Below are 23,103 nucleotides of genomic sequence, written 5' to 3'. Positions count from 1 at the left end.
AACCTATTTTTACTTTTTGCCTTTTTTTGTTGATTTTGATTTTCCAGAAGATGGTGCTTTTGCTGCAGATTTTTTTGGAGCAGATTTTTGTGTAACTTTTGGCTTGGATTGTGTTTTTGCTGCAGGAGCTTTTTTTGCATGTGCTACTATCCAGTCGGTTACAACTTTCAATACCTTTTTACGATCATCCTCAATTTCATTCATCGTTTCGTGATACAATCCTTCAAAAAGCTTAAGCGTTTTATCCTTCGAGCTTGCCTTTTGGTATACAATTTTACTTGCTTCATCTAGCACCAATGCATCAGCAGTACCATGGAAAACCAATAAAGGGAGTTTAATTTCGCCGCACCGGTTAATACATTCCTGAATAGTATTCATCATTTCTACATAAAAACGTGGGGTTACTTTATCATGGACAAGTGGATCATCTAAATATTGTTTTACTACTTCTTTATCACGGGAGATAGTTGTTGCATCAAGGCCTGATGGCATGGTTAGAGAAGGAATTCGGGAAGAGAGAAATATTGCCAAATTTTTTTTCCATGCAGGGACTTCAATAGCTGGTACAAGTCCAGGTGAAGAGAGAATCAGTGCATCCAGATCTTCTGCATGAGTAAGCGCATATTTAATAGCAAGCACGCCACCCATCGAATGTCCCAGCATTATAACTGGTTTTGCAGGATGTTTATCTTTAATCATGTTAATAAAAATCTTGATATCATAAATATAATCCATAAAGCTATCAACATGTCCACGTTTGCCGCCACTACGCCCAAAACCGCGATGATCAAGACCATAGATGGAGATGCCTTTGTTTTGCAAAGCATCAATAAGATTGCCATACCTGCCTGAATGTTCCCCAAGGCCATGAATAATGACAAGAATTGCCTTAGGATTAGGAACTTCCCATTGTTGGAAAAATATTTCTATACCGCCTTTGCCAATAAAAGTTCCTGTACTGTGTTGAAATGTTGCCATAATGGTACCTCGCTTATTAAAATATTTTTTTAAGTTATGAATACATTATTACGTTATGTGTGATATAACATAATTATTATATTAATAGAAACTTTGCTTATGCTATTTTTATAAAAAATATGACAGAGTAATATAAAAATCAAATATAATTTTATTTTTTTAAAAAATTATTTACAACTGTTAGCTATATACACCATTAAAGATAATTAAATTTGTCAAAAAATTTTTAAAGGTTTTTATGGAATTAAAAAAATTGCGGGTAGCTTTCCTCCTTCTGCTTTGTACTATAGGATTTGGAACAATTGGTTATTATACTTTTGAAGACATGAAGCCCTTTGATGCTTTTTATATGACCATGATTACTATAAGCACTGTTGGTTTTCAGGAAGTTAAGCCATTAAGTGTATATGGTCGCTTTATAACTATTCTCATCATTTTAAGTGGCGTTTCAATTAGTGCATATTCTATTGGAACACTTCTTAGGATGCTGATTGAAGGTGAATTACGAAAAGAATTTGGGAGGAAAAAATTGGAACGGCAGATTCAATTATTACATGATCATTATATTATCTGTGGGTTTGGCAGGATTGGGAAGCTAGTATGCAAGGAGCTTTATGAAAGGAAAGTTCCATTTGTGGTTATTGAAAATAACCCTTGCGCAATTGAAGAACTTGAAAAACTTGGATATCTTTTTGTTGCCATGGATGCCACAAGCGAGGAAGCATTAATGAAGGCAGGTATAATGAAGGCAAAAGGGATTGTGACTGCTGTAATGTCAGATGCTGACAATGTATATATTGTGTTAACTGCTCGTGGTTTGCGAAATGACATCTTTATATTGTCAAGAGGGTCTGATGAAAAGTCTGAGCTTAAATTGCTCAGAGCCGGTGCAAACAGAGTTATACTGCCATATCAGATAGGAGGCAAAAGGATGGCTGAAGTTTTAACTCGTCCTACTGTTGTTGATTTTCTGGATACGGCTATGATGGATTCGGAATTAGGGTTGGCAATGGAAGAACTGAAGGTTGGGCAGTCATCTCCAATGGTTGGGAAAACTTTGATAGAGAGCAATTTAAGAAAGGATTATGGTGTAATAATTGTCGCTATAAAAAAAACAAATGGGACAATGATTTTTAATCCTCAGTCTTCTGAAATGATAGAGGCAGGGGATATAATTGTGGCATTGGGGAAAAAAGATATGATGGAAAAGATGAGTAAAATTTTGTGAAAGTTAAAAAGTATGCCGCTTTGATATTTCGTTAGATATTTCATTAATAAGAACATCAAGTTTGAAGGGCTTATGCATGTATATATCGATAACATTTTTATAAGCCTTAATATTATTTAAAATCCATCCAGTTAACAAAACAGTTATAGTTTCTTCCTTTTGTTCCTTTATTTTTGTTAGTAGTTCAAGACCTGTTGTGCCTGATAGTCCATAATCTGCAATGACAATATCAAATTTATTAATTTTAAACGAATCGTATGCTTGATCTGCATTGTTAAAGACTGAAACTCTGTTGCCAAGCGAGTCAAATACTTCGTACATAATTTCCTGTAATGCAGGTTCATCTTCAACAATACATATATCCATATCCCGTAATTTTGTCTGAGGTATTTGCTGTTCCTTGTAGGGCAGTGGCGAAACAGTGTCTTCAGGAAGTATTATGGTTATTGAATACTCATGTAATGATTCTTCTTCCAGTAGTTTAGCGTGATTTTGCTCGGCTAACTTTGAAAGATCTATTGTTGAAATAAATGCAAATTCATCTTTATTTTCGGATAACTCCTTTTTTGCTTTCATTGCAATCGTTAATGTACTGTTGCGTTTTAGTGTTACTTCAACAACTCCTTTGGTAGAAATAACTGAAGCAACTTTAAATATTGTTGCAAGCAGTAAATCTCTGAATATATGAGGGTCGCCATACATGCTCACCAGTGAAAAGTATCGCCGTTCAATGGTAATGGATCTTCGTTTTTGGGCTTCTTCTACTTTAAATTGTATTTTTGCAAATTCAATGGCATCTTCAATTGCTTCAACTATATTAATATCTGATTTATCTTCAAATTTATCTCTGCCAATAAAATCTTCAATACGCCTGATTTGTTGTATGCTTTCTTCAGCGGATTTGATGATCAGTTTAAGGCCTTCTTGGAAGGATGGTTTTTCAGTAATTTGTAAAAGCCATTGTGCTTTATTCAGCATGATATTAATCATGTTATTGAACGAATGGAGAAATCCTTTTGTTAAATCTCCAATGATATGGAATCGGCTAAGTTGTTGCAGTTGATATTCAAGGCGTTTTATTCTGGTTATGTCTTCAAGAATGATCTCAACCACAGTTTGCTCCCCTGATGAGTGCACTGGATAACATGTAACGTTAACCCACTTTTCATCTTTATCTTTTGTTATAAACCGCACTTCTCCTATTCGTTTGTATCCAATGGTACCTTCAAATATTTGAGCTAAGGTTACTCTCAACCTATTAAAATCATAGTGATTTAACGAACGATATAAAAGATTTCGGTTTTTCTTCAAATCATTTATTTCATAACCAATAAGTTCCTGTACAGAAGGGCTTGCTTTCACTATATTACCAGATTGGTCAATTTGTAGTATTGGGAAGGGCGAAAATTCATAGAGCAATGTTTCGTAGTTTTTTTCCTGTTGGTTGATTATAGTATCAGTGGATTTATCAAATGAAAGTATTCTTTCATCAACTATCTGCAAAATGACAAATAGTGCAACAATAATTGTATCCTGAAAAATGGGGAATATATACAATTCAGCTGAGACACGTTGATTGTCCTTATTACGGAATACTGCAAAACATTGGCGTGATATACCCCTCAAGGCTTTCAAATATGATGCAGCAAGTTGCTTTCGGTACTCAGGATAGAATGGGTGAGTGACATCCAGTGTGATGTTTTTGGTATTCACCAGCTCAGTATATGCATCATTTGAAGCGATTACTTCACCTGAAACACGTATAATACATGCTGGCAGCTGAAACATAGTGACCATTTGCGTGGCAGATTTAATGGTCATATCGTTTAAGGGAATCATGCCGTTATGGTTATTTTGCATAAACTACACCATTACTCAATAACCATCACACGAAGTGTAAAATTTTTTGCAATAAAAAATAAAAAATAAATTTATTCAGAAGATCCGGGGTTGTTTGTGATGTTGTTAGTGTCAAGGGGGTAAGTGGTATTATATATCTTTTCCGGGGCATTGCCAAGTATTACTGGGATAGTTATCTGAGATTTTTTACGAATAATTGTCAATTGCATCTGTTGGCCGGCCTGAGAATTCCTAACAACTTGGATTAAATCTTGAGGAGTTTGAATAGATGTGCCATCACATGCGATAATGACATCATCGGGTAAAATACCTGATTTTGCAGCGGGACTATCTGGCATTACATCATTAACATATGCCCCTTGAGAACCAGAAAGCCCAAGTTCCTGGGCTTTCTGTGGTGGTATAGCTTTTATTTTAGCTCCCAGGTATCCTTTGCCCTGGTTTGATTCACTAATAAACCCAAATCGTGAGCTTCCTTGAGAGAATATTCGCTTGTTAAGGAATGTTTTCTTCCCTGGTTTTATTTCAATTGTTTCGTTTTGAGTTGAAACTATGTTCCCGCTGTGATCGACATATTTTAATGTTACTGTGTAATTGCCGGGAGGCAGGAATATTCTGGAAAGCTGGAAGTTTTCGGGTAATGTATGCCAACAACGAAGATCAGGCTTAATTTGCGATAAAAGTCCAGCACCCACACCAGTACCAACCACCGCACCAATAAGCCCTGCATATCCCCCCATCTTTTTTGACTCTTCTGCTAGTTTTTTTGCAGCATATCCCGCTGCAACTGCTGCCGCAGCCTTTACTGCAATACCTGCTGCAACTTTGGCATAAATACGCCCATAATCATCTTCAAGAGTTTTGACTGCAGTTGATGCTACATCTTCTAACATAACTGAGCGTGCTACATCATTGCCGTTTACATTTACAATGACATGATTAATATTATTACCACGTTTAACAAATTTTGGAATAGGGTTTTCGGCATTATGGAGTGCTAGTAGTACTCCAGCAACAGTTACTCCTTCTGCAAGAGACATTCCGTTAAGAGTTACCTGAATTGTTGCTTTCATTGATTTATCCGAAAGCAATGGTCCACGGGATTGCTTAATGGCACCCTTTCCATTCTGGACTATAAGTATTAATTCACCTGCATTGTTTGGGATTGCATCCTGCTTGCCAAATTTTGCTACCCAGTTATTATAGTCTTCGGTATCTCCCAATTGTTTTGCTAGTCTTTGCAAATCTCGGTACACCATTGTTAATCCTGGATTGAGTTCATAAATCTGCTTATACTCAATGTAGGCAAATTCACGGTCATTCATGTCATTGTCAACATCGGCTGATTGTTCAAAGGCAATAGCTGTTAGATATTTTGCCATTAGATTTTGTTTATAGGATTTGCCTGTTGTTACATTTATATCGCGCAACATATCGTTCACTTTCTTGAATTCAACTCGCGCTTCATCAGGTTTTTGAAGCATGAGATAATTTATGCCAAGGTACATGTGTATCAAAACGCGCTCAAAATCCTCACCGTTATAATTTGTGGTTGTTTCGTTTAATAGGAGTGATGCTGCTTCTTTACTCAAACTAATAGTTATTTGATCACCGATTTTAGCTGCTTCTGTAAGAACTTTAATACTGTTTTCATAGTCACCTGCTACCTGAAGCATCAGGCCACATTCCATCATGTAAAGAAGCTGATCCTTTGATTTTTTATTTACCATAGGGAGCAATTTGCGGGCTGCTTCTTTATATTGTCCCGCGTAAAACATTTTTTCAACTTCAGCTATCTGTTTATTATAATCATAGCTTGCACATGCAGCAACTCCTATTAAAAGGATTATGACGCACAGCGATTTCAATTTGTGTATCATAATGATTCCTCAGAATTAAAATGTAATCTTCTTTTTACTTGCCGATTTTAAAAACTCCTGTTGATCCTGCCACTCTACAACTTGTGTTTTCAGGTTAATAAGCTTGAGTGTTACAACAAGGTACTGTACTGATTTGCTTCCCACCGTACGAACATTTTCCCTCACTTCACCGGTCAAATACATATTAGGGGATTTTAATTCTCCCACAGGAATTGCGCTTTCGGGGTCAACCATACCGGTCATTCCTTTTTCCATTTCGGCGATAGCATCGGCAGTCAATGACTGATCAATGAATTTTATTCTACGTTTAATAAGGTTTGTTGTTATTTCATCAGCAAGCATTTTGGTGTCAATATGTTCAGATGTCTTGTTTCGAATCTGCTTGACTTCAATATATGCGGGTTTTTTCCATTCATCTTTAAGGAATGTATACATTGATTCAACCATCTTGTTTACGGTCATTTTAATCTCTTTAGGACCCCACTCACGAGAACCTTCAGCTTTGCTTGCATCCTGATACTGCACACCGCCACCGCATGCAATAAAGCCTAACAATAGTGCCACAACAAATATTGATAATCTCTTCATGATGATAAACCTCCTGTGAAATGGTATATGTATTGTGTTTTATATTTACAATACAGCGATTATGTTGCTACAATAATCAGTATAAAATGTTAATGGTGAAGTCAACAAAAAAAAGAAATTATGATGAAAGCATAGAATTGATAAAATTTTGAATTTGAGAAGCAGTGGTTGATGGATCTTTATAAGGTATTTGTGTAGCCATTGGTATATGCTTTGTGCTATGCATATATTCAGGATCATAATGATGTAAAAGCAAAAATTCAATCAGTTCATATATTTTGCCCTGTATGAACAATTGTTTACAATATGCTATCTTTGATTTTCCCATTGATGATTGCAATTTATCAAGCACAGACATTAGTGTTTGTTCAGTGATAAATGGCATATATTCCTCATAGATATGCTGAGTACGTTTTTCTAATGGGGTTTCAATCCATATAGCTGTACCCTTTTGTAGCGCAGAAAGAATACAGCAAGGAATATAGCAATTGCCTATCTTTCGGGATTCACCTTCAAATATGCAGTAGGGCCATGAATGGATGCTTTGTAGCTTTTGAACAATCAAACTCTCAAAATATTTTTGTGTATGATTTGGCATTCCAAAGCTTCCAAAAAGAGAGCTTCTGTTTCCAGCGCAGTTTTCAAGATCAATAGAATATGGGATTTTTTTTAAAATTCTTGTCTTGCCCGATCCAGCAAGGCCATATAAAGTAAAAATGGGCACTGTAAATGTATATCGTTCAAGATAGCCCCTGATATAGTGACGGTATGCCTTATAACCCCCATCTAGTTTATAAAACGAAAATCCCAGTGAATTGCAAAATGATACTACCGATTCAGAACGCATCCCTCCACGATAACAGTAGATAATGACCTGTTTATCTTTTAAATGTGAAAAAAATGATATCATATCTTTAAGTTTCAAAGACACAAGACCTACACCTTCAAGTAGTGCCCTTTCCTGTCCTTTTGTGTGGTAGATAGTACCAATGTATGCTCGCTGTTGGTCATCAAAAAGAGGATAGTGAAGAGCCTGTGGTATATGGTCTTTTGCAAATTCCACTGGCGAACGGACATCAACATAGATAGCATTGCTCCATAGCATGCTATCACTGTATGAAATAGTAGGAACACCCATACCAGTCGTTGTACCCTATGACATTGCAGCTGTTACTTTTCCAAAAGTAAAAAGTTCATCAATAGCGTGAAACAGAATTTCCATATACCGTGCCATTGACGGGGCAAATAGTAAAGGATGAAAATCCTTTTTTGATACTGTAGTAAAAAATGTTTTATTACCATCAAATGCCTCCACTTTAACATGATAATCCCTGGAAAATAGGTCTTTGCAGTAATCAAGAGGCACTGCATAAATGCCACTGACTTCACTGTCATTGAATGAATATGAGGAAAGGGGATTATTTGAAAGTAGCAGATATACACGCTGAAATTCACGGTGAAAAATTATATCGTTAATTTCTTCATATTTGAAATAGCCAAGATCAATAAGAAGTGATTCATCAATAGTAATCCCGATCTCTTCGTACGCTTCTTTCTGAATTTTGTTAGTAGTAAGACCAAACGGCACATGGCCTCCCACAGTTATATCCAGATAATTGGGATACATATCCTTATGTGATGCGCGCATCTGAAATAGTATCTCTTGTTGAGGGAGATTGCGAACTATCCATAAATGAACACCTTCATGCGCAATCCCTTGTGTATGCGCAATACTTCGCGCCACAGGTTTTCCTGTTGGGGTACCAAGTTCCCAATCCCATTGCTCTAAGATTTCTTCCTGTTTTGACATGATAACTGTCTCCTCAAAAAAAAGTTTGAATTGTCATTTCACTACTATAAAAGCTTGGCTCATGAGATTATCCCCCTATGGAAAAATTATACATAACAGTGTATAAATATCCGATAATTAGTATGAATATAGTAGTATATTTTTTTATATTTTTTTAGCAAGAACATACGTGCAATAGTAGCACGCAGTATTGAAAATTTTATAGCAAGGGATTTTATATCATTTTAATAAAAATTATGCAGAAAGACAAAAACGTACATTTCCCCTATCTATTTGTTTTAATCCTTTTTCTTGTAATAGCAATGGTATTGCTGATGGGTACTATTTTTTATAAATACAAGCAGTTGAAATCTGATATTGATGAGTTTACTACACAGGTTAAAAATGTATCCAAAACATTAATAACAACATTTGCTGATGCTGCTGAGATTGCGTATGCAACCAGATCTACTCAAAAGTTACTATCGCTTATAAAAGAATCAAGTAATCTGAGAGGAATTAAAGAAGTATTTTTTGTTCTAGATAATGGCACAATAGTTGCCCATTCAGATTCACGTAGGTCTTTAGAGCTGAAAGGAAACATTGCAAATGATGAATTTTATTATAATATTGATTTAATTTTATATCCACATTCAAAGCAATCAAGGGAACTTTTTATTTTTGATTATTTTGTGCCAGACTTGCCGCTACCATTTACCAAAAATGTAAGGAAGTATATACAGCAATATGTGTATAAAGATATTAATACCAATAGCTGGCTAGTAACAAAGGCAGTATATTTTAAAGGAAAATCCATAGGTACAATTAATTGTATAATTGTTAAAACACCTATATACGATATGATGAATATTTATTATAAGGAAATCCTATTTATGGTAATGATAATCATAGCATCATCATTAGTATTTTCTCTATGTACCGGTATTGCTATATTCCTTAAACAAAAAAAGTTATTAGGGGAAATTGCTGGTTTTGGTGTTCCATTGCCTATGCGCCAGGCTGGGGCACGTTCCACAATAAAGGAAGCCATACCGGTGAAGGAGTAGATAGCAATGTTTATACAGCATACGGAAAAGGATTCGGTGGCGATAGTTACTGTTGAGGGATTCATAAATCATACTAATGCTGTGCAATTTGAGGAGTATATTGCATCGCTATCAAAGTTATACAATGCTATTATTATTGATTGTGGTAAGCTGGCATATATCAGTTCAACAGGCATTGGTGCTTTACTGTATGCTCATAGGATAGTTGAGGCGGGTGGTGGGATGGTGGTTCTATGCCATTGCAATAAAGAGATTATGACATTAATGAATATTATTGCACTACCTGTCAAAAGGTATGGTTCATTGGATGAGGCAATGGAAGCAGTGCGTACTGCGGATTTGACAATTCCAGTACATACGATATCTCCAAAAGAAACTCCTCAAGCAGAAAATGTCATAATGCCTAAACTGCATACTGAACAGCCTTCTTTAATGTTTTCACATCCATTAGTTATAGAATGCCCTGACTGCAAAACAATGGTACGGGTAAGCTCACCTGGAAAATTTAAATGCCCTGATTGTGATTTGCAGTTTACAGTTGATGATGATCAGACTGTATATTTTAATTCCTGAAATAACATTGTCTTTAAAAGTTTATTGACATTAATATTGTAGTTACTATACATTACTTTAAACTGCATAGTGTAGAAATTACAATAAAGCGTAATATAGTAGCTGCAATGAAAGCAGTATATACATGGCGTATAATGATACTTTATAATATTTTTGAGGTTTGACTATGAAAGTTATCCACGTGCTCAAGCGAATAGAAATGATAGACCAGGACATCCGTGAACTCAGAAAACTGGAAAAATCATTACAAAGGAATAAATCCTTTACTCAGCCTATATTTATAACAATCGAAAAGCAGATAAATATTCTATTGGGAGAACGTATAAAACTGTTAGAATTAAAAATAGCAAATCCACCGGCAAATTTGCAGCCAGAAGAGGAAGAAGTTGCTGAACCATTAATTGCTGAACCTAAAAAGAAAACTTCTAAGAAGAAAGAACAAAAAGAAAACAAGATTAAAGAAGCACCCATGGAATTAGAAGAACAGGAATTTTCAATGTTAACTCAAGATGATATTGATAAAAAGATTGCCAAGCTCAAGGAGGAGGATGAGGCTGGGGCTAAGAAAGAGGATGATGACACTGCGGTGAAATTGCTGGACATTGCACTGGAAAAAGGCACTATCAATAAGCAGGAAGTTGAAACTCAGAAAAAGAAAATCCGATTCTTTAAGGATAATTTCCCTGGTGGGGAATATTAATTTCTTTTTAAGATTGTGTGCGCTGGAGCATAAGTTCCAGTTTGTATTTTTCCACAAAATATATACTTGAACCTAATAACATTTCTTTCTGATTCAGGTCGTTAAACACCAGTTCACCAATATAGGGATAGATTGGCATTCCAATATTCTTTAATTCCACAATTTTCCGTTTAACACTGTATAATTCTTTAATTGTCATAAATCCGCTTGTGACATTATCAGGGAATATAAAATTATAAAATATTTCATTACCCATATGACGTGATACCTGAACGCGTAGAGCTTTGGATTTTGTAAAGTTGAGTAGATAGTCACCATGGATTTTTCCCGTTTCATCAACCAGGCTTATACCACCCCTGCGATCTGCCTGGGTATTGTAACAAATTATACTGGACTCACTTTCACGTGCACTGCTTGGTAATCGTTTAAGTACGCTTGCGCAAAACCCATATATATGATATAAAAATACATTTTTGATGTTTTTTGGGGCAAAGAAAGTAAAAATATTTCCTTTTTCATTTATTACTGTAACCTGTAACCTGTCACCATCTTCAATATATCCAAGTGTTATGCCTTTCTGAAGGCGTTTATTATAAAGTGTCTGTAACACCTGGAGATGGTATGAATCACCGTAGAATGTGTAATGGGTTTCAATGTCAGGTTTTAATGTGAGAGTGGTTAATACTTTCACAATATGATCAAAAGCCTGAACCTCAATATTATTGTTACGTAATGCAGTAAAATATATGCCTTCAAGTTCACCAATAAAACGACTGTGAGCTGAAGGGCTGTGTACAATAGCTCTGTATGATTCTTTGAAAAGCTGAATAAAATTTTTACAGAAACGTTTATGAGTGCCAGGGCTGTTGATCAGGCAATAGTCATCAAATGGCAATTTTAATTCCAACCCATCTTTGAGGATATTTTGCAAAATGTGAGCAATGTCAATTATGTTGGAATAGCGCTTTATGTACTGCTCTCCCCAACTGGTTGAATATACGTGATATAGTGAATCAAGGTGTTCAGCAGCTTCATTATTGAAATTGAGTATGATACATTGGAGCATGTTAAAAGCAGGTTTTAGATAGTATTGAGTTTTAATTTTTCCTTTTTCAGAGAAAAATTGTGATAGCTGATTTAACAATTCCACAACAAGATTCTGGTTTATGCGAACGTAGCCAGATTGTATATTAATCCTGGTCACTGTGTGGTCGTATACATTATTCACAGTTAACCATACTAACAGTTTCACCAGATCGCTTTCTGTACGTAAGGTTGTTGTGGTAAATACGTTTTTTTCACTCCGGTTTCTTTTATATAGACGCCACTTTACTTCATGAATACCTTCATTTATTGGCTCAATATATAAAATGGGTTCAGCAGGGGTATCTTTGAATGTGATGAGTTTATCAATCTTATTTTCTTCTACAGAAAAATGAGATTTTATTTTTCGTGATAGTAATATAAAATCAGATTCTGACATCTGTCTTTTTAAATTGAGTGTATTAAACTGTGAGGATATTTTCTGATAACTTATAAGCATGAATTTTTTTACTGCATCCCAGAAATGCATTACACGCTGGAAGTCCCAGTTATCAAAATTGTCCATATCCTGAATAATTTTAATATTCCAATTCCAGTCATGGACATATTTAAACATTACAGCTACTTTATAGGGAATATTCTTTTTGTCTTTTATGCCCACATATTTAGACAACTGTGGATCTATTTTAAGATAAAGGTTTTGTTTGAGTATCTGTAACATTGTAGGGTCGCCAAGTGTCTGACTGTAATAATCGTACACTTCATCAAACATGAGTAGGTACGAATCAAGAATTGAATTTGTAAGTCTGCTGAGCAATACATGCATTTTAACCTTTTGACTTAAAAGAGGTGAATCAGATTTACCAAATAAATATTTTTCAAGAACTCCTATTTTTAATATGGATTTAAAGGGGTTACCCAATGATTTTATTATCTGAAAAAGAGCAGCACCAAGAAAATCTTCTTTTGAAATTTCATAGAGATTCCCTAGGTCAATAAAATCATCTCGCTTCATTTCTTCCGGGAGCTGATTATACAGTGCTTCATACTCATCATCCTTTACAAAACTGGGGACAACCCACCAGAAAGGGATTTTCCCAGCAATAATAATAGAACTACGGAAAAATTCATCCTTTAATACAGCGCCAACGGTTGTACCAAATGCTTCTTCTTCATCTTCGGCAAATATATTATTTTTTACACTTTCGATATCATTGATAAAGATATGAACAGGTACTTCTAGTTCTTTTGAAGCCCATTCCTGAACTAGTGCAACCTTCTTTTTAAAATTTTCAAAAGCTTCTTTCGATACTGTGTTTTTATGAACACAAGCCCAGTAATCCAGGTCTGATTTTTTATTGTACGCTACAGTGCCCACGCTGCCCATTACTGCAAACATTTTGATGAAATCACCACGCTCAAAATCATGAAAGGTAATTCCCGGATAGCGGCCATGAAGATAGCGCTTTGTATCTTCATCGAGTTTGAAATTTTTAATTCCCAGGGGGACATCCCCTTCTACATAGCCAGGCAATTTTTTGTTATTTATGCATAATAAAAATGGAATGGTATTGACAATACGGCGCATTGCAGGGTTGGGGATAAGCTGTTGAAACCGTTTAAACTTTTCATTGTTAAAAGCAATGAACTTATCTTTGTTTTCAGTTATTGTTTGCAATAGATCCATGTACCCAGAGCCGTCACGATGAAAATTGCAGTAAAAGGTCTGCTAATGGGTTTTCCTGAGCAAAGACCCCTGAACTATAGCTTTTAAGTTGTATGTCGTATCTATAGAGCATTGCAATTAATTTTCTGATATTTTCAAGAGTATAAATAGAAGCCTGTTTTGCAAACACTTTTTGTCTTTTACCATATATCTTTAGTTCTTTCATTAGTTCTTCAAAAGGAACTCCTTTTGCTGTCTGCAGATGGAATTCTTCTATTTTTTGTGCATGGTTGAATAAAAGTGATATCAGGAGAATTTGACTTACATTTCTGTTAATGGCTTCGGATAAAAAGCTCCATACCCGTGGATCTTTCAAAAAAAAGGAATCAACCAACTCAAATTCTATAGCTTCGCGTTCATTTACTAGAAAACCCTCCAAGAAATCAGGGGTAATATCAGTATTACCTGAGTAAGATATAGTGGTAAGTATATCATCAATTTCCCTGATATTGCTTGCGGTTAATTCAATAAGAAGCTCAGTTGCTTCATGTGAGATAGTAAGTGACAAAGCTTTACATTTTTTGAGTATATATGCTGTACAGTTTTCTTCAAAAGGCTTGTAAAACTGAATGGCTGGAATCTTTGCGTGTAGCTGCGGTGGAAGTATTGGAGGAAGTTTATTTTCCTGAGTATCAAAAATAACATAGCATGAATGTGGCAAGTTGTTAACACAATCATAGACCATTGTATGAACTTTTTTTGAAGGATTTACCTGTTCACAATGTTTAATTATATACATTGAAGTGTCATCAAAAAGTGAAACGGATGCTATTGCAGCAAGCGCCTGTTCAAATGAATCTTCGGCAAAATATGTTGAGATTGCATATTCGTCAGGTTTTCTTGTTTTCCACAGCTGCGATGCAATGAGCATAATTGCTTCTTCTTTTTGATTTTCATTATTTCCACAAAAACAGTATATGTGCGATAGCTCTTTTTGTATAGACAACTTCAGCTCATTAAATGTCAGCGCTTTTACAGCCATATTATTTTTTTCCTTTTTCCACTTGGGTTTTAAGTGATGTGTACCATCCTGTTTCAACCTGCAAGGCAATTCGAGAGGCTAACATCTGTTCTACTTCATCCTGAACAATGTTAAATGGAGTAACAGGCGCTTCGATGTCAGAAAACTCCTTAAATGCCTGTACTGTAATAGAGCGAAATATATAATTCCCGGTTCCTACATTAATCAAATGTATCACTGTAATGATTAATAATCGCTTTTTCTTAACTATTCCTGCATTGTCAATCATTATTGGCTGTACCTGAAAAGATTGAATTACACCTGTAAGCATTACGTCGCTGCTATCTTTTGACGGAGCTATCGCCAACCTTCCACCAGTAATAATTTTTTCTGTAATCCGCTGTTTTAACTTTTCTTCATACCCCGGAATTCCTGACTGATTTATAAACGGTGAAATATAGAGTTTATTGGCAGTATAGGGTATAACAGGTTGGCCATTAATTGAATTTACAATATTCCCTAACTCTGCTTTTTGACCGGAGGCGCATGATAAAAGCACCATAATGCATGATAGAATGACTGAATAAATTTTTTTCATGACATTATTAAAAATTTAAGTTTTTTCAACATTGTTCCGATATCAATACCAGATCATTTTACACTCCAGGGCCTCCCACTGTAACTGATGGTGTCTGTGGAAGGCTCTTTTATTTTTATACCACCCGTACAATTTCCTTATGCGAATACAATACATTAATATATTCCTTTGCAGGTTTGTCCCAGTAATAGACTGACTGCATAGCATTTTGGCGTGCTAGTGCTTTTGTTGTATCATCGTTTTTATTAAAAAATTCAGCACATCGTTGCATTGCATCATAGAAAGACGAAGGGGTAAAGTCGGAAAATAAAAATCCATTCCCTTCAACGGATGACTCTTTCACGCGAATGGGAATAACAGTATCGCGCAACCCACCAGTTGCACGTGCAACAACTAAGCAACCACATGCTAATGCTTCTAGCTGGGATATGCCACCGGGTTCATGCAGTGATGGCATTAAAAATACATCAGTGCACAACAGTGGCACACTGATATCCTGAAATCCTAAATTGACATGTACATTTTTTGGATAATAGCCCTGAAGGTGGAGTAGGCCTGTTGCAAGCTCACTTCCACGCTGGTCACCCCAGGCAACTGCACCACCAATGAAACCCTGAAAGCCCAATGTAGTAAATATCCCGTACGATGCTTCTAATAGAAGTTGAAAGCCTTTTTGTTCTGCGATGCGGTGTATCATGGAAAACAAAATAATATCAGGGTCAATTGCAAAACCAAATTTATGTTGAAAACAGAGCTTATTCCTAATGTGAGTTACGTATTCACGACGTAATGGGTCTTTAATCTTTTCGCAATTGCGGATGCCTTCTAGTATTTCAGGGTACCGCTTTTGAATTTTTTCATAGATTGATGTATTAGTCTTTACAGCTTCAATCATTTTTGGGTAATGCTCGTCAACAAATCCTGAATTGTGAAAGCGCATAAGTATCCTGTTCTTAAAATCAACTCCCAGTGCATTGCTTATGCCAATTACATTGTGTAGAATTTTTTCAAGACCATCACAGGCTTTTTCTATTTGCTTTGCATACGAAGGGCTAACAGTTATAACCCTGTCAGCAAATCGAATACCGGTTGCCATACAGTTTATTTTATTATAATCATTAGGATCAGAAAAATCATTAAAGCGCCAGTGAGGTAGATTAAACAACGAGAATAGATCTTTGCCGTCTTCATAGCGATGGTATGAATCAAAATACTGCCAGCCTCCATTATGGATTATATGGAAGAATGATGTCCGTTTAAAGTTTGGATTATCATAGTATACATGATCACTGCGGACAATACCATTGAAGATACCAGTATATGCATCGTTGGTTATGACGAAAAGAGGATACAGACCAAACGTCGTGATAAGTTCAGCTGTAGCGCGGGCAAATGCAATACGCCGCCGTAACTTCTCTTGCCCTGTATAACCCCAATACAAGCCATCAAAAAATTCATGGTGGTCTAAAAGATAATAATGGATGCCATCAACCTGTGCATAATGGACTCCAACCTCGTAGGATATATTTTCTATCATAAAACGTACGTTTTTGCCAGTATACTGGACGTTATATTTATTCAATGCATTGTTCATTTTCTCCATTGCCTTTTCATCACCCAGGCGGTATTTAGGTGTTATGACAATGACTTCTTCACCTAAGCTAACCATCTCGCGCGGCAGTTCATATACAACGTTAGCAAGGCCACCGCTTTTGGAAAATGGTTCTGCTTCGGCTGATACAAAAATGATTGGGCCTCGCCTATTATGGAATTGTATACTTTTACCTAAATCAGATATATTAGTATCTTCATGAGATGCCAGGTCATCAATTAGTTTCAGTATGTTGTTACCTGATTTAAACCCAAATTTAAACATATAAAAAAGAATTCGTTTAAATCCAATCTCAATGAAATTTTTATATTGAGGGTAAAATTGTGCAATTATTTGCTCTTTAAGAAACGCAATAAACCTCTCAAAAGAGGAAAGATGCGCTATTGATTCAAGGAACATAAAATTTGATTTAAAATTTTCAGGATTGCTGATTGAATAAAGTCTGAATAGTGAATCCTTAAGGAAATCATTGTACAAGGGAGCAATGTCAGAGACTGGTTCTAATTTTAATAGCTTGATTCTGTCAGTGTAGGATACAACCGTATAAATCTTTGAAGCCTTGAGTTCTCTGCCGGTATAGTAGCTGTAATGTTTGGTAATGGGAGAATATACAGGGTCAACCACTTTATAATAGGCATTGTCATCAATGGGTAGACGCGGGTTATCAAACTGCAATGCAACATTCTGAGAGCTATCGGCAAAATTAAAAACCCCAATCCATATTGTATGTTCTGTGAATTTTATTGATGCTGCGACAAGATGATTATTTGCCCATATCAAATATCCTTTGCCCTTATTGTTGCGATGAAACCTATACCATTGGCGGTAAAATGATTCAAGACTACGGTGTGCTACATATTCAAATTGATTCCAGTTAACATAGATGTTGTCAAGATATACCTTCCAGTTTTCACCCTCGGCGCTGCCTTCATAATCCATAATGATGTTATTCATAAAAATAGTAAGACCAATAGCAGCCCTCAGTCCCCTATGGCCAAATGTATTAAGTGCACGCCGCTCATCATGATTTCCTAGAATGCCTAATAGCTCAGTACCTGGCGGTAACGCGTATGGGAGATAGTTATCATAAAAATGGTACACCTCCCGGACATCAGTGGTACCATGAATGATCCCTTCGCATATCTTGAAAAGGGCAGAATTGTACGGAATTATACCACTGCGGGTAAGATATCGTTCATGGCCCCAGTAGCATTCGGCTAAGTGCACGAAAAACGTTTTGTTTTTCTCTTTCAGCTTTTGTGCAATGCGGCTCATTAAAAGATAATGAAAGGGGATAGCAATCTGATCCCTGCAGGCACTATCATAATATCCGGTTGTTATAAAATGCCCATCTTCCCTGTCATTTACTATTATTTCACCTTCAACTAATGATTCTAATGAGCGATACTGACCCCATACAAAGGGATAATTGTTCTTTTTCATCATGATGGGGACAGCATGTGCTGAATCAAAACGTATACCATCAATGTCATATTTGTCTATTAGTGTACACACACTGTTAATGAGCCATTCCCATACTTCAAACTTGCGGTAATTCAATAATTTGCCATCATTCCAACTGCCGTATCTTCCATCAGTTGAAGCACGAATGACTAAATTGCCGCTGTCGTCATAGCATTTAACTGCATACTCATCAGGAAGCTCTGTACTGCGGCGGTTAAGGTGAGGTACGACGTCGATGATGATTTTAATATCCATTGCATGAGCTTTTGCAACAAGCTCCATAAACTCCTTTTCACCACCTAGAAAATCTTCTATCTCTACTAAGCTCATTGGTGAAAACGGTGAAGGCGAAGTTGCCTCAGGTGCCCAGTCTTCGCGGTTTGTACCACGCTTCTGCACACCCAAAAGATACAGGGCAGTTATATGATAGCGTTCTTTTAAATCCTCAAGGTGTGCCGTAATGTCGCTGAAACGTCCCAAGCGAATGACTTCGCCGTGTTCATTGTAAACCAAACCGGGATGCTCTTCATCCATCCAGTAGATGCGTGTATGGCCGTGTATATCAGGAAATATCTCCAGTACAATTTGCCCACGAACATCAGGGATAACGTTTATTCTGCCGCTACAGCCTTCATATTGAACCCACTGTGGGCGTTTTTTCCTTTTACGGTACACAAGGAAATCATAATGACCTAATTCATTGAATGTATACGTTGCTGTATAGATGCTTTTTGTTTCATCATAGGATAGATCAATATCAATGAATGTGATATCCTGCTCAAGAGGGAATGGGTTGTTGCCTGCATATGAGAAAATACGCACAAAATAATCACCTTCATCGGGTATGGAAAATTTAAATGTATGTTCACTACCAGCTGCACAGTTTACAAATGTAGTGGCAAGTGGTGCATCAAACTCCTTGGGTGCAAAGATGCGCTCAAGGAGAATATTGGCATTATTACGAATTTCGTGTATATCATGGCCTGAAGCTGCAACCAAAAGGCGAACAATTTCACGTAACGAATTAAAATCATATCCTTTTTTATATCGACGAGCTAGGCGTTCAAGGGAGCGTATAGCTTTGAGATTTTTTTCAAAATCAAAATTATCATCCGGTGTTCGAGCATTGAGCATCCTTAAAAAGCTTTCACGGTTGCGGACAGTAAAGGGTCTTATTTTTTTTCTTTCAGGTACTTCCTTAAATTCAACTTCTGAAATTGTTGCAATACGGATTACTTCATCAAGCAGTGCATTCAGAGCACGAGATACATGAGGAGGATACACCTCAATATGAGAATAACCAGTTTCTATTGCCCGCTCTTCAACCTTTAAAAGCCAGTAAAATGCTTCATCAAATTTTTTATCTTTGTCTAAAGCTAAAACATTGAAAATATTTAATCCCAAATAAATAGTGGGTATTTCAGTCCATTGCGGGCCTTGTCCAACATGGGATAACACAGCACTTGTAGGTGAAATATAAAATAACGTGGGCCAGTTAGGCCGTTCTTTGATTAGCACAAAACGCCGTGTTGATAGAGAAGTAAAATCACCTGCAGCAATTATGTTATGGATTTTGGTGATTGCATCTAGAATTCTGTTCTGTAATCTAACATCAGATATTATCTTTTCCTGTGCCTGTGGGCTATCGGTAATTGAAGTGAAAATGTCATTCCGTATAGCAATAAAGGAATCTTTAAAAGATGAGATATCTGCACCGCTTTTTAAAGAATTAATAATGGCTGAATTTACGGTGAAAGGGAATGCGCGAAGTTCCTCAAACGCTTTCCTTATTTCTTCTTTTACCTTTTCATCGGACAGCTTTTCCTCATCGCTAATGGCAAATCGGCACAAACTGCTTTGGGTGGAAACTTTTGTAAGCATAGTTGAAAGCCTTTTGTTTTATTCTGATAGCATTTTTAATACGGGGTATTTCCCTTTATATACTCCTAACGGAGTAAAATCAAATGTCATGGTTTTCCTTTCGTTAATTGATTTTTTTATAACATTGACTTTATCCTTAGGTATAAACATTAGAACGGAATTGTCAGCATCAAACTGCAGTAAACAAAGCTTGTAGTCGGACAAACCATACACCAGAAGCGATGGGGGTATCTTATAAAATCTCAAGGGAGCCATGTCATTTGTGAAGGACTGCCCTTGCAATAATGGATAATCCTGTAATAGTTGTGTAAACGTTGCAGATTGTTTTTCAGGTACAAATTCTTCCTCTAATGGAGGAGTCTGCGTTGATTCAACTGTTGCCTTTTGTACTTCACGAGAAGTTTTTGTTTTGAGTATATAAAAGCTTTGAATTATATACCCACTGCGAATTCGTTTCTGCATTTCTTCATTGCACATTGTGGCAGGAACAATGACATCACCACCTTTACTGCGTGCTATCTGTTTGGCTTTATCAATACGTACCGGCAGTGATACACCAGCAATGTCAGCGATGCCTATCTCTTCATACTGGTTTTTGTCAACAATGAGCAATACTTTAACATCAGTGCTTTCATCAAGAGCAGGATATTCGTTGCCTGTTTTTACAAACTCAACTGATGTGCATGATGTGAATAATATTATGGATAAAAAAATAAAAATAACAGATTGTTTATACGCTTTTATATCCATGATAGTCCCTCAATTATTAATTTTTCGCTAATATAACTGCACCATTCTTTCGATGGGTGTCAATGTCATGTACCATGGTGACAACAATTTAATGAGATTATTATCACTTTTAGTATGTGGTACTATTTTCAATTTAGTCAATTTAAAAAATTAAAAAAATGAATCTATGTTGTGTATAACAACATCTTTTTAACACATAAAATGTGTTATGTGCTGAGATAGAGGAGTGTTTAAAATATTTTTTTGCTGTATGTTCAGGTTATTGCTTTTTGCAGTATTTCAGGGTGTGGTCCCCAATAGACCGTTAAATAAAATATATCTTTTTTAGTACCTGTCTCAAAAGCGTATCCTCTATAGCGATAGTTATCGGTATAATAGTCTTCATTTTCTTCTTCCTTTGCTAAAAATTCTAAAAATTCATAAAGTATATTGTCCAAACAATATTCGATAATCCTTGCCAGAGACAGCTTGTATACTTTTTTTACATCCATAAAAAACTCATATTCATCATCATATAACACCAAGTGTAATCTTTTCCATTGACCACTGTACCTTTTGCGGTATTTTAGCTGTTTAAAAAAATGTGACTGAAGCTTATCATATTGTGTTGCAAAGCTAATAAGACTGGAAATAAATGTCCTTAAAGGCATATTGTGTTTTTTAGCATAAAATGTCAAAAGATCAAGATGTGAATATGAAATACAGGTAGTAGTTTCTATATTCATCTGTATCCTCCCAAAGTATACGTGCTATCTATAAAATTAGACCAAAATATTTTTTCAAGTAAAATTCTATAAATACAAATTATCAACAGTTATTGTAGGATTACATTTTTATATAACTGCGTATTGCTTGCTAGGCAAAAATTTTTTAAATAGTATAAAATATTTTTGACATTTTGATTATATTTTGAAGAATTTCATCCGTATTTTGTTGACATACAAAAATGGAGGTCGCCAATGAATAGGGCTGTTATTGTAAGCGCGGTAAGAACCCCCTTGGGAAATTTCAATGGTTCATTATCAGCAATACCCGCAACACAGTTGGGTGCTATTGTTATTGAAGAGGCTATACGTAGAGCAGGAATTGCAAAAGAAGTTGTTGATGAAGTTATAATGGGGCAGGTGCTTCCCTGTGGTTGTGGACAAAATCCCGCACGACAGGCAGCTATCAAGGCTAATCTTCCCTGGGAAGTAGAATGCCTTACCATAAATAAAGTATGTGGCTCGGGCTTAAAGGCAATTATGCTTGCAGCACAGGCAATTGCATGTGGCGATGCTAATGTAGTGGTAGCTGGTGGCATGGAAAATATGAGCATGGCACCATATTATTTAGAAAAAGCCCGCTTTGGATACAGGATGGGTGATGGAGTGCTTAAAGACCATATGGTGCATGATGGATTATGGGATGTGGTCAATGATTTTCATATGGGTATTTCCAATGAACTGTGTTCAGAAAAATATAATGTGAGCAGGGAAGAACAGGACCGCTACGCTGCGCTGTCATACCAAAGAGCCTTAAGTGCAATAGAAGCTGAGAAATTTAAAGAGGAGATAGTTCCGATAACTATCTCACAAAAACAAAAAGAGATTCTCTTTGATACTGATGAATGCCCAAAGCCAACACCGTATGAGGTTTTAGCAAAAATGAAGCCTGCATTTAAAGAGGGTGGCGTTACCACTGCTGGTAATGCATCTATAATTAGTGATGGTGCGGCGGCGGTTGTGGTAATGTCAGAGAAAAAGGCACACGAGCTTGGAAGCACAATATTGGCAACAATTGGAGCACAGGCTTCAGCAGGAATCGATATGAAGTATGTCCTTATGGCACCGATATTTGCAATTCCCAAATGCCTAAAAAAAGAAGGGGTACAATTACAGGATATTGACCTTTATGAAATTAATGAAGCCTTCAGTGGCTCAACGGTAGGTGTAATAAAAGAGTTGGGACTTGATATTAGCAAAGTTAATGTAAATGGTGGCAGTGTTGCATTGGGACATCCCATAGGAGCAAGTGGTGCGCGTGTGCTGGTGACGCTGCTGTACGAAATGATGCGGCAGGATAAACATTTAGGGTTAGCGTCACTTTGCCTGGGTGGTGGTGAGGCAGTTGCGTTAATTGTAAAAAGATAATTATTATGTTAATGTGGTACAACACTATGTGCCATATAAAATATTTAGTATACACATAGTAGGAGGATGGAGTGAAGATAGATAACATAAAGACTATTGGTATTGTTGGAGCAGGGCAGATGGGTTCAGGTATTGCCTGTGTTGCAGCACTTAGTGGTTTCAATGTTATTCTCTACGATATTACAGAAGAATTGGCACAAAAAGGTGTAACGTACATCGATAGGGTGCTTGCCAAAAATGTCGATAAAGGAAAGATGACTCTGGAAGAAAAA

Annotated in this window: 18 protein-coding genes; 6 read left to right on the top strand and 12 right to left on the bottom strand. The window is 36.3% G+C overall.

Annotation, left to right across the window (positions count from 1 at the left end; genetic code table 11):
• Positions 1 to 9 precede the first annotated feature (9 nt).
• Positions 10 to 978, bottom strand: a complete 969-nt coding sequence (locus N3F66_04520; GenBank protein MCX8123412.1) for a lysophospholipase — start codon at positions 976 to 978, stop codon at positions 10 to 12.
• Positions 979 to 1,216: 238 nt separating this feature from the next.
• Here N3F66_04520 and N3F66_04515 point away from each other — a divergent pair, with 238 nt between their 5' ends.
• Positions 1,217 to 2,206: a potassium channel protein gene (locus N3F66_04515; GenBank protein MCX8123411.1), complete on the top strand. Its 990-nt coding sequence runs from the start codon at positions 1,217 to 1,219 to the stop codon at positions 2,204 to 2,206.
• A gap of 3 nt (positions 2,207 to 2,209) precedes the next feature.
• On the opposite strand, the gene N3F66_04510 is transcribed toward N3F66_04515, so the two are convergent.
• From N3F66_04510 to N3F66_04490, 5 genes are all read right to left on the bottom strand, one after another.
• The gene (locus N3F66_04510; protein ID MCX8123410.1) at positions 2,210 to 4,066 is read right to left on the bottom strand and encodes a response regulator; all 1,857 of its coding nucleotides are present in this window, start codon (positions 4,064 to 4,066) and stop codon (positions 2,210 to 2,212) included.
• Between the two features lie 71 nt (positions 4,067 to 4,137).
• Complete coding sequence (locus tag N3F66_04505; protein ID MCX8123409.1) at positions 4,138 to 5,946, bottom strand: PDZ domain-containing protein; 1,809 nt, start codon at positions 5,944 to 5,946, stop codon at positions 4,138 to 4,140.
• A 15-nt stretch (positions 5,947 to 5,961) separates the two neighbouring features.
• Complete coding sequence (locus tag N3F66_04500) at positions 5,962 to 6,534, bottom strand: penicillin-binding protein activator LpoB (protein MCX8123408.1); 573 nt, start codon at positions 6,532 to 6,534, stop codon at positions 5,962 to 5,964.
• Between the two features lie 118 nt (positions 6,535 to 6,652).
• Positions 6,653 to 7,672 (bottom strand): tRNA 2-selenouridine(34) synthase MnmH, encoded by a 1,020-nt coding sequence (gene mnmH / locus N3F66_04495; GenBank protein ID MCX8123407.1) that lies wholly within the window; start codon positions 7,670 to 7,672, stop codon positions 6,653 to 6,655.
• 15 nt (positions 7,673 to 7,687) lie between these two features.
• Positions 7,688 to 8,344 (bottom strand): hypothetical protein, encoded by a 657-nt coding sequence (locus N3F66_04490; GenBank protein MCX8123406.1) that lies wholly within the window; start codon positions 8,342 to 8,344, stop codon positions 7,688 to 7,690.
• Positions 8,345 to 8,658: 314 nt separating this feature from the next.
• On the opposite strand from N3F66_04490, the gene N3F66_04485 reads away from it, so the two are divergent.
• The 3 genes from N3F66_04485 to N3F66_04475 all read left to right on the top strand — a co-directional run bounded on the left by N3F66_04485 (position 8,659) and on the right by N3F66_04475 (position 10,663).
• On the top strand, positions 8,659 to 9,390 hold the full coding sequence (locus tag N3F66_04485) for a hypothetical protein (protein ID MCX8123405.1): 732 nt from the start codon (positions 8,659 to 8,661) through the stop codon (positions 9,388 to 9,390).
• Between the two features lie 6 nt (positions 9,391 to 9,396).
• A complete protein-coding gene (locus N3F66_04480) occupies positions 9,397 to 9,963 on the top strand; it encodes an STAS domain-containing protein (GenBank protein ID MCX8123404.1) in 567 nt (188 codons plus the stop codon).
• Between the two features lie 166 nt (positions 9,964 to 10,129).
• The gene (locus N3F66_04475) at positions 10,130 to 10,663 is read left to right on the top strand and encodes a hypothetical protein (protein ID MCX8123403.1); all 534 of its coding nucleotides are present in this window, start codon (positions 10,130 to 10,132) and stop codon (positions 10,661 to 10,663) included.
• Positions 10,664 to 10,670: 7 nt separating this feature from the next.
• Here the strand turns inward: N3F66_04475 and N3F66_04470 are convergent, their stop codons facing one another.
• The 6 genes from N3F66_04470 to N3F66_04445 all read right to left on the bottom strand — a co-directional run bounded on the left by N3F66_04470 (position 10,671) and on the right by N3F66_04445 (position 21,424).
• Positions 10,671 to 13,394, bottom strand: coding sequence for a class I adenylate cyclase (locus tag N3F66_04470; GenBank protein ID MCX8123402.1), 2,724 nt, complete (start codon positions 13,392 to 13,394; stop codon positions 10,671 to 10,673).
• A gap of 13 nt (positions 13,395 to 13,407) precedes the next feature.
• Positions 13,408 to 14,415, bottom strand: a complete 1,008-nt coding sequence (locus tag N3F66_04465) for a hypothetical protein (GenBank protein MCX8123401.1) — start codon at positions 14,413 to 14,415, stop codon at positions 13,408 to 13,410.
• A gap of 1 nt (position 14,416) precedes the next feature.
• A complete protein-coding gene (locus N3F66_04460; GenBank protein ID MCX8123400.1) occupies positions 14,417 to 14,992 on the bottom strand; it encodes a hypothetical protein in 576 nt (191 codons plus the stop codon).
• A gap of 115 nt (positions 14,993 to 15,107) precedes the next feature.
• Entirely contained in the window at positions 15,108 to 19,949 is a 4,842-nt protein-coding gene (locus N3F66_04455; protein ID MCX8123399.1) for a glycogen/starch synthase, read from the bottom strand.
• Positions 19,950 to 19,967: 18 nt separating this feature from the next.
• A complete protein-coding gene (locus tag N3F66_04450; protein MCX8123398.1) occupies positions 19,968 to 20,699 on the bottom strand; it encodes a hypothetical protein in 732 nt (243 codons plus the stop codon).
• 254 nt (positions 20,700 to 20,953) lie between these two features.
• Positions 20,954 to 21,424 carry a hypothetical protein gene (locus N3F66_04445; GenBank protein MCX8123397.1) on the bottom strand — a complete coding sequence of 157 codons (471 nt, stop codon included), beginning with the start codon at positions 21,422 to 21,424 and terminating at the stop codon, positions 20,954 to 20,956.
• 234 nt (positions 21,425 to 21,658) lie between these two features.
• On the opposite strand from N3F66_04445, the gene N3F66_04440 reads away from it, so the two are divergent.
• Together N3F66_04440 and N3F66_04435 are read left to right on the top strand one after the other, a co-directional pair.
• Positions 21,659 to 22,831, top strand: a complete 1,173-nt coding sequence (locus N3F66_04440) for an acetyl-CoA C-acetyltransferase (protein MCX8123396.1) — start codon at positions 21,659 to 21,661, stop codon at positions 22,829 to 22,831.
• A 71-nt stretch (positions 22,832 to 22,902) separates the two neighbouring features.
• A partial coding sequence (locus N3F66_04435) for a 3-hydroxyacyl-CoA dehydrogenase NAD-binding domain-containing protein (protein ID MCX8123395.1) occupies positions 22,903 to 23,103 on the top strand: 201 nt, incomplete at its 3' end.

It is taken from the genome of Spirochaetota bacterium, assembly GCA_026414805.1.
In the GTDB taxonomy this organism is placed as follows: Bacteria; Spirochaetota; UBA4802; order UBA4802; family UB4802; genus UBA4802.
Note: the sequence above shows the minus strand (reverse complement) of the source record. Positions and strands in the feature narration are given on the sequence as shown.

What these genes read in the sequence shown, in the direction of transcription:
- N3F66_04470 (MCX8123402.1), bottom strand. Translation starts at nt 13,394, where the DNA reads ATGGATCTATTGCAAACAATAACTGAAAACAAAGATAAGTTCATTGCT.
- N3F66_04450 (MCX8123398.1), bottom strand. Translation starts at nt 20,699, where the DNA reads ATGGATATAAAAGCGTATAAACAATCTGTTATTTTTATTTTTTTATCC.
- N3F66_04445 (MCX8123397.1), bottom strand. Translation starts at nt 21,424, where the DNA reads ATGAATATAGAAACTACTACCTGTATTTCATATTCACATCTTGATCTT.
- N3F66_04505 (MCX8123409.1), bottom strand. Translation starts at nt 5,946, where the DNA reads ATGATACACAAATTGAAATCGCTGTGCGTCATAATCCTTTTAATAGGA.
- N3F66_04475 (MCX8123403.1), top strand. Translation starts at nt 10,130, where the DNA reads ATGAAAGTTATCCACGTGCTCAAGCGAATAGAAATGATAGACCAGGAC.
- N3F66_04510 (MCX8123410.1), bottom strand. Translation starts at nt 4,066, where the DNA reads ATGCAAAATAACCATAACGGCATGATTCCCTTAAACGATATGACCATT.
- N3F66_04460 (MCX8123400.1), bottom strand. Translation starts at nt 14,992, where the DNA reads ATGAAAAAAATTTATTCAGTCATTCTATCATGCATTATGGTGCTTTTA.
- N3F66_04465 (MCX8123401.1), bottom strand. Translation starts at nt 14,415, where the DNA reads ATGGCTGTAAAAGCGCTGACATTTAATGAGCTGAAGTTGTCTATACAA.
- N3F66_04440 (MCX8123396.1), top strand. Translation starts at nt 21,659, where the DNA reads ATGAATAGGGCTGTTATTGTAAGCGCGGTAAGAACCCCCTTGGGAAAT.
- N3F66_04485 (MCX8123405.1), top strand. Translation starts at nt 8,659, where the DNA reads ATGGGTACTATTTTTTATAAATACAAGCAGTTGAAATCTGATATTGAT.
- N3F66_04520 (MCX8123412.1), bottom strand. Translation starts at nt 978, where the DNA reads ATGGCAACATTTCAACACAGTACAGGAACTTTTATTGGCAAAGGCGGT.
- N3F66_04490 (MCX8123406.1), bottom strand. Translation starts at nt 8,344, where the DNA reads ATGTCAAAACAGGAAGAAATCTTAGAGCAATGGGATTGGGAACTTGGT.
- mnmH (MCX8123407.1), bottom strand. Translation starts at nt 7,672, where the DNA reads ATGGGTGTTCCTACTATTTCATACAGTGATAGCATGCTATGGAGCAAT.
- N3F66_04455 (MCX8123399.1), bottom strand. Translation starts at nt 19,949, where the DNA reads ATGCTTACAAAAGTTTCCACCCAAAGCAGTTTGTGCCGATTTGCCATT.
- N3F66_04515 (MCX8123411.1), top strand. Translation starts at nt 1,217, where the DNA reads ATGGAATTAAAAAAATTGCGGGTAGCTTTCCTCCTTCTGCTTTGTACT.
- N3F66_04480 (MCX8123404.1), top strand. Translation starts at nt 9,397, where the DNA reads ATGTTTATACAGCATACGGAAAAGGATTCGGTGGCGATAGTTACTGTT.
- N3F66_04500 (MCX8123408.1), bottom strand. Translation starts at nt 6,534, where the DNA reads ATGAAGAGATTATCAATATTTGTTGTGGCACTATTGTTAGGCTTTATT.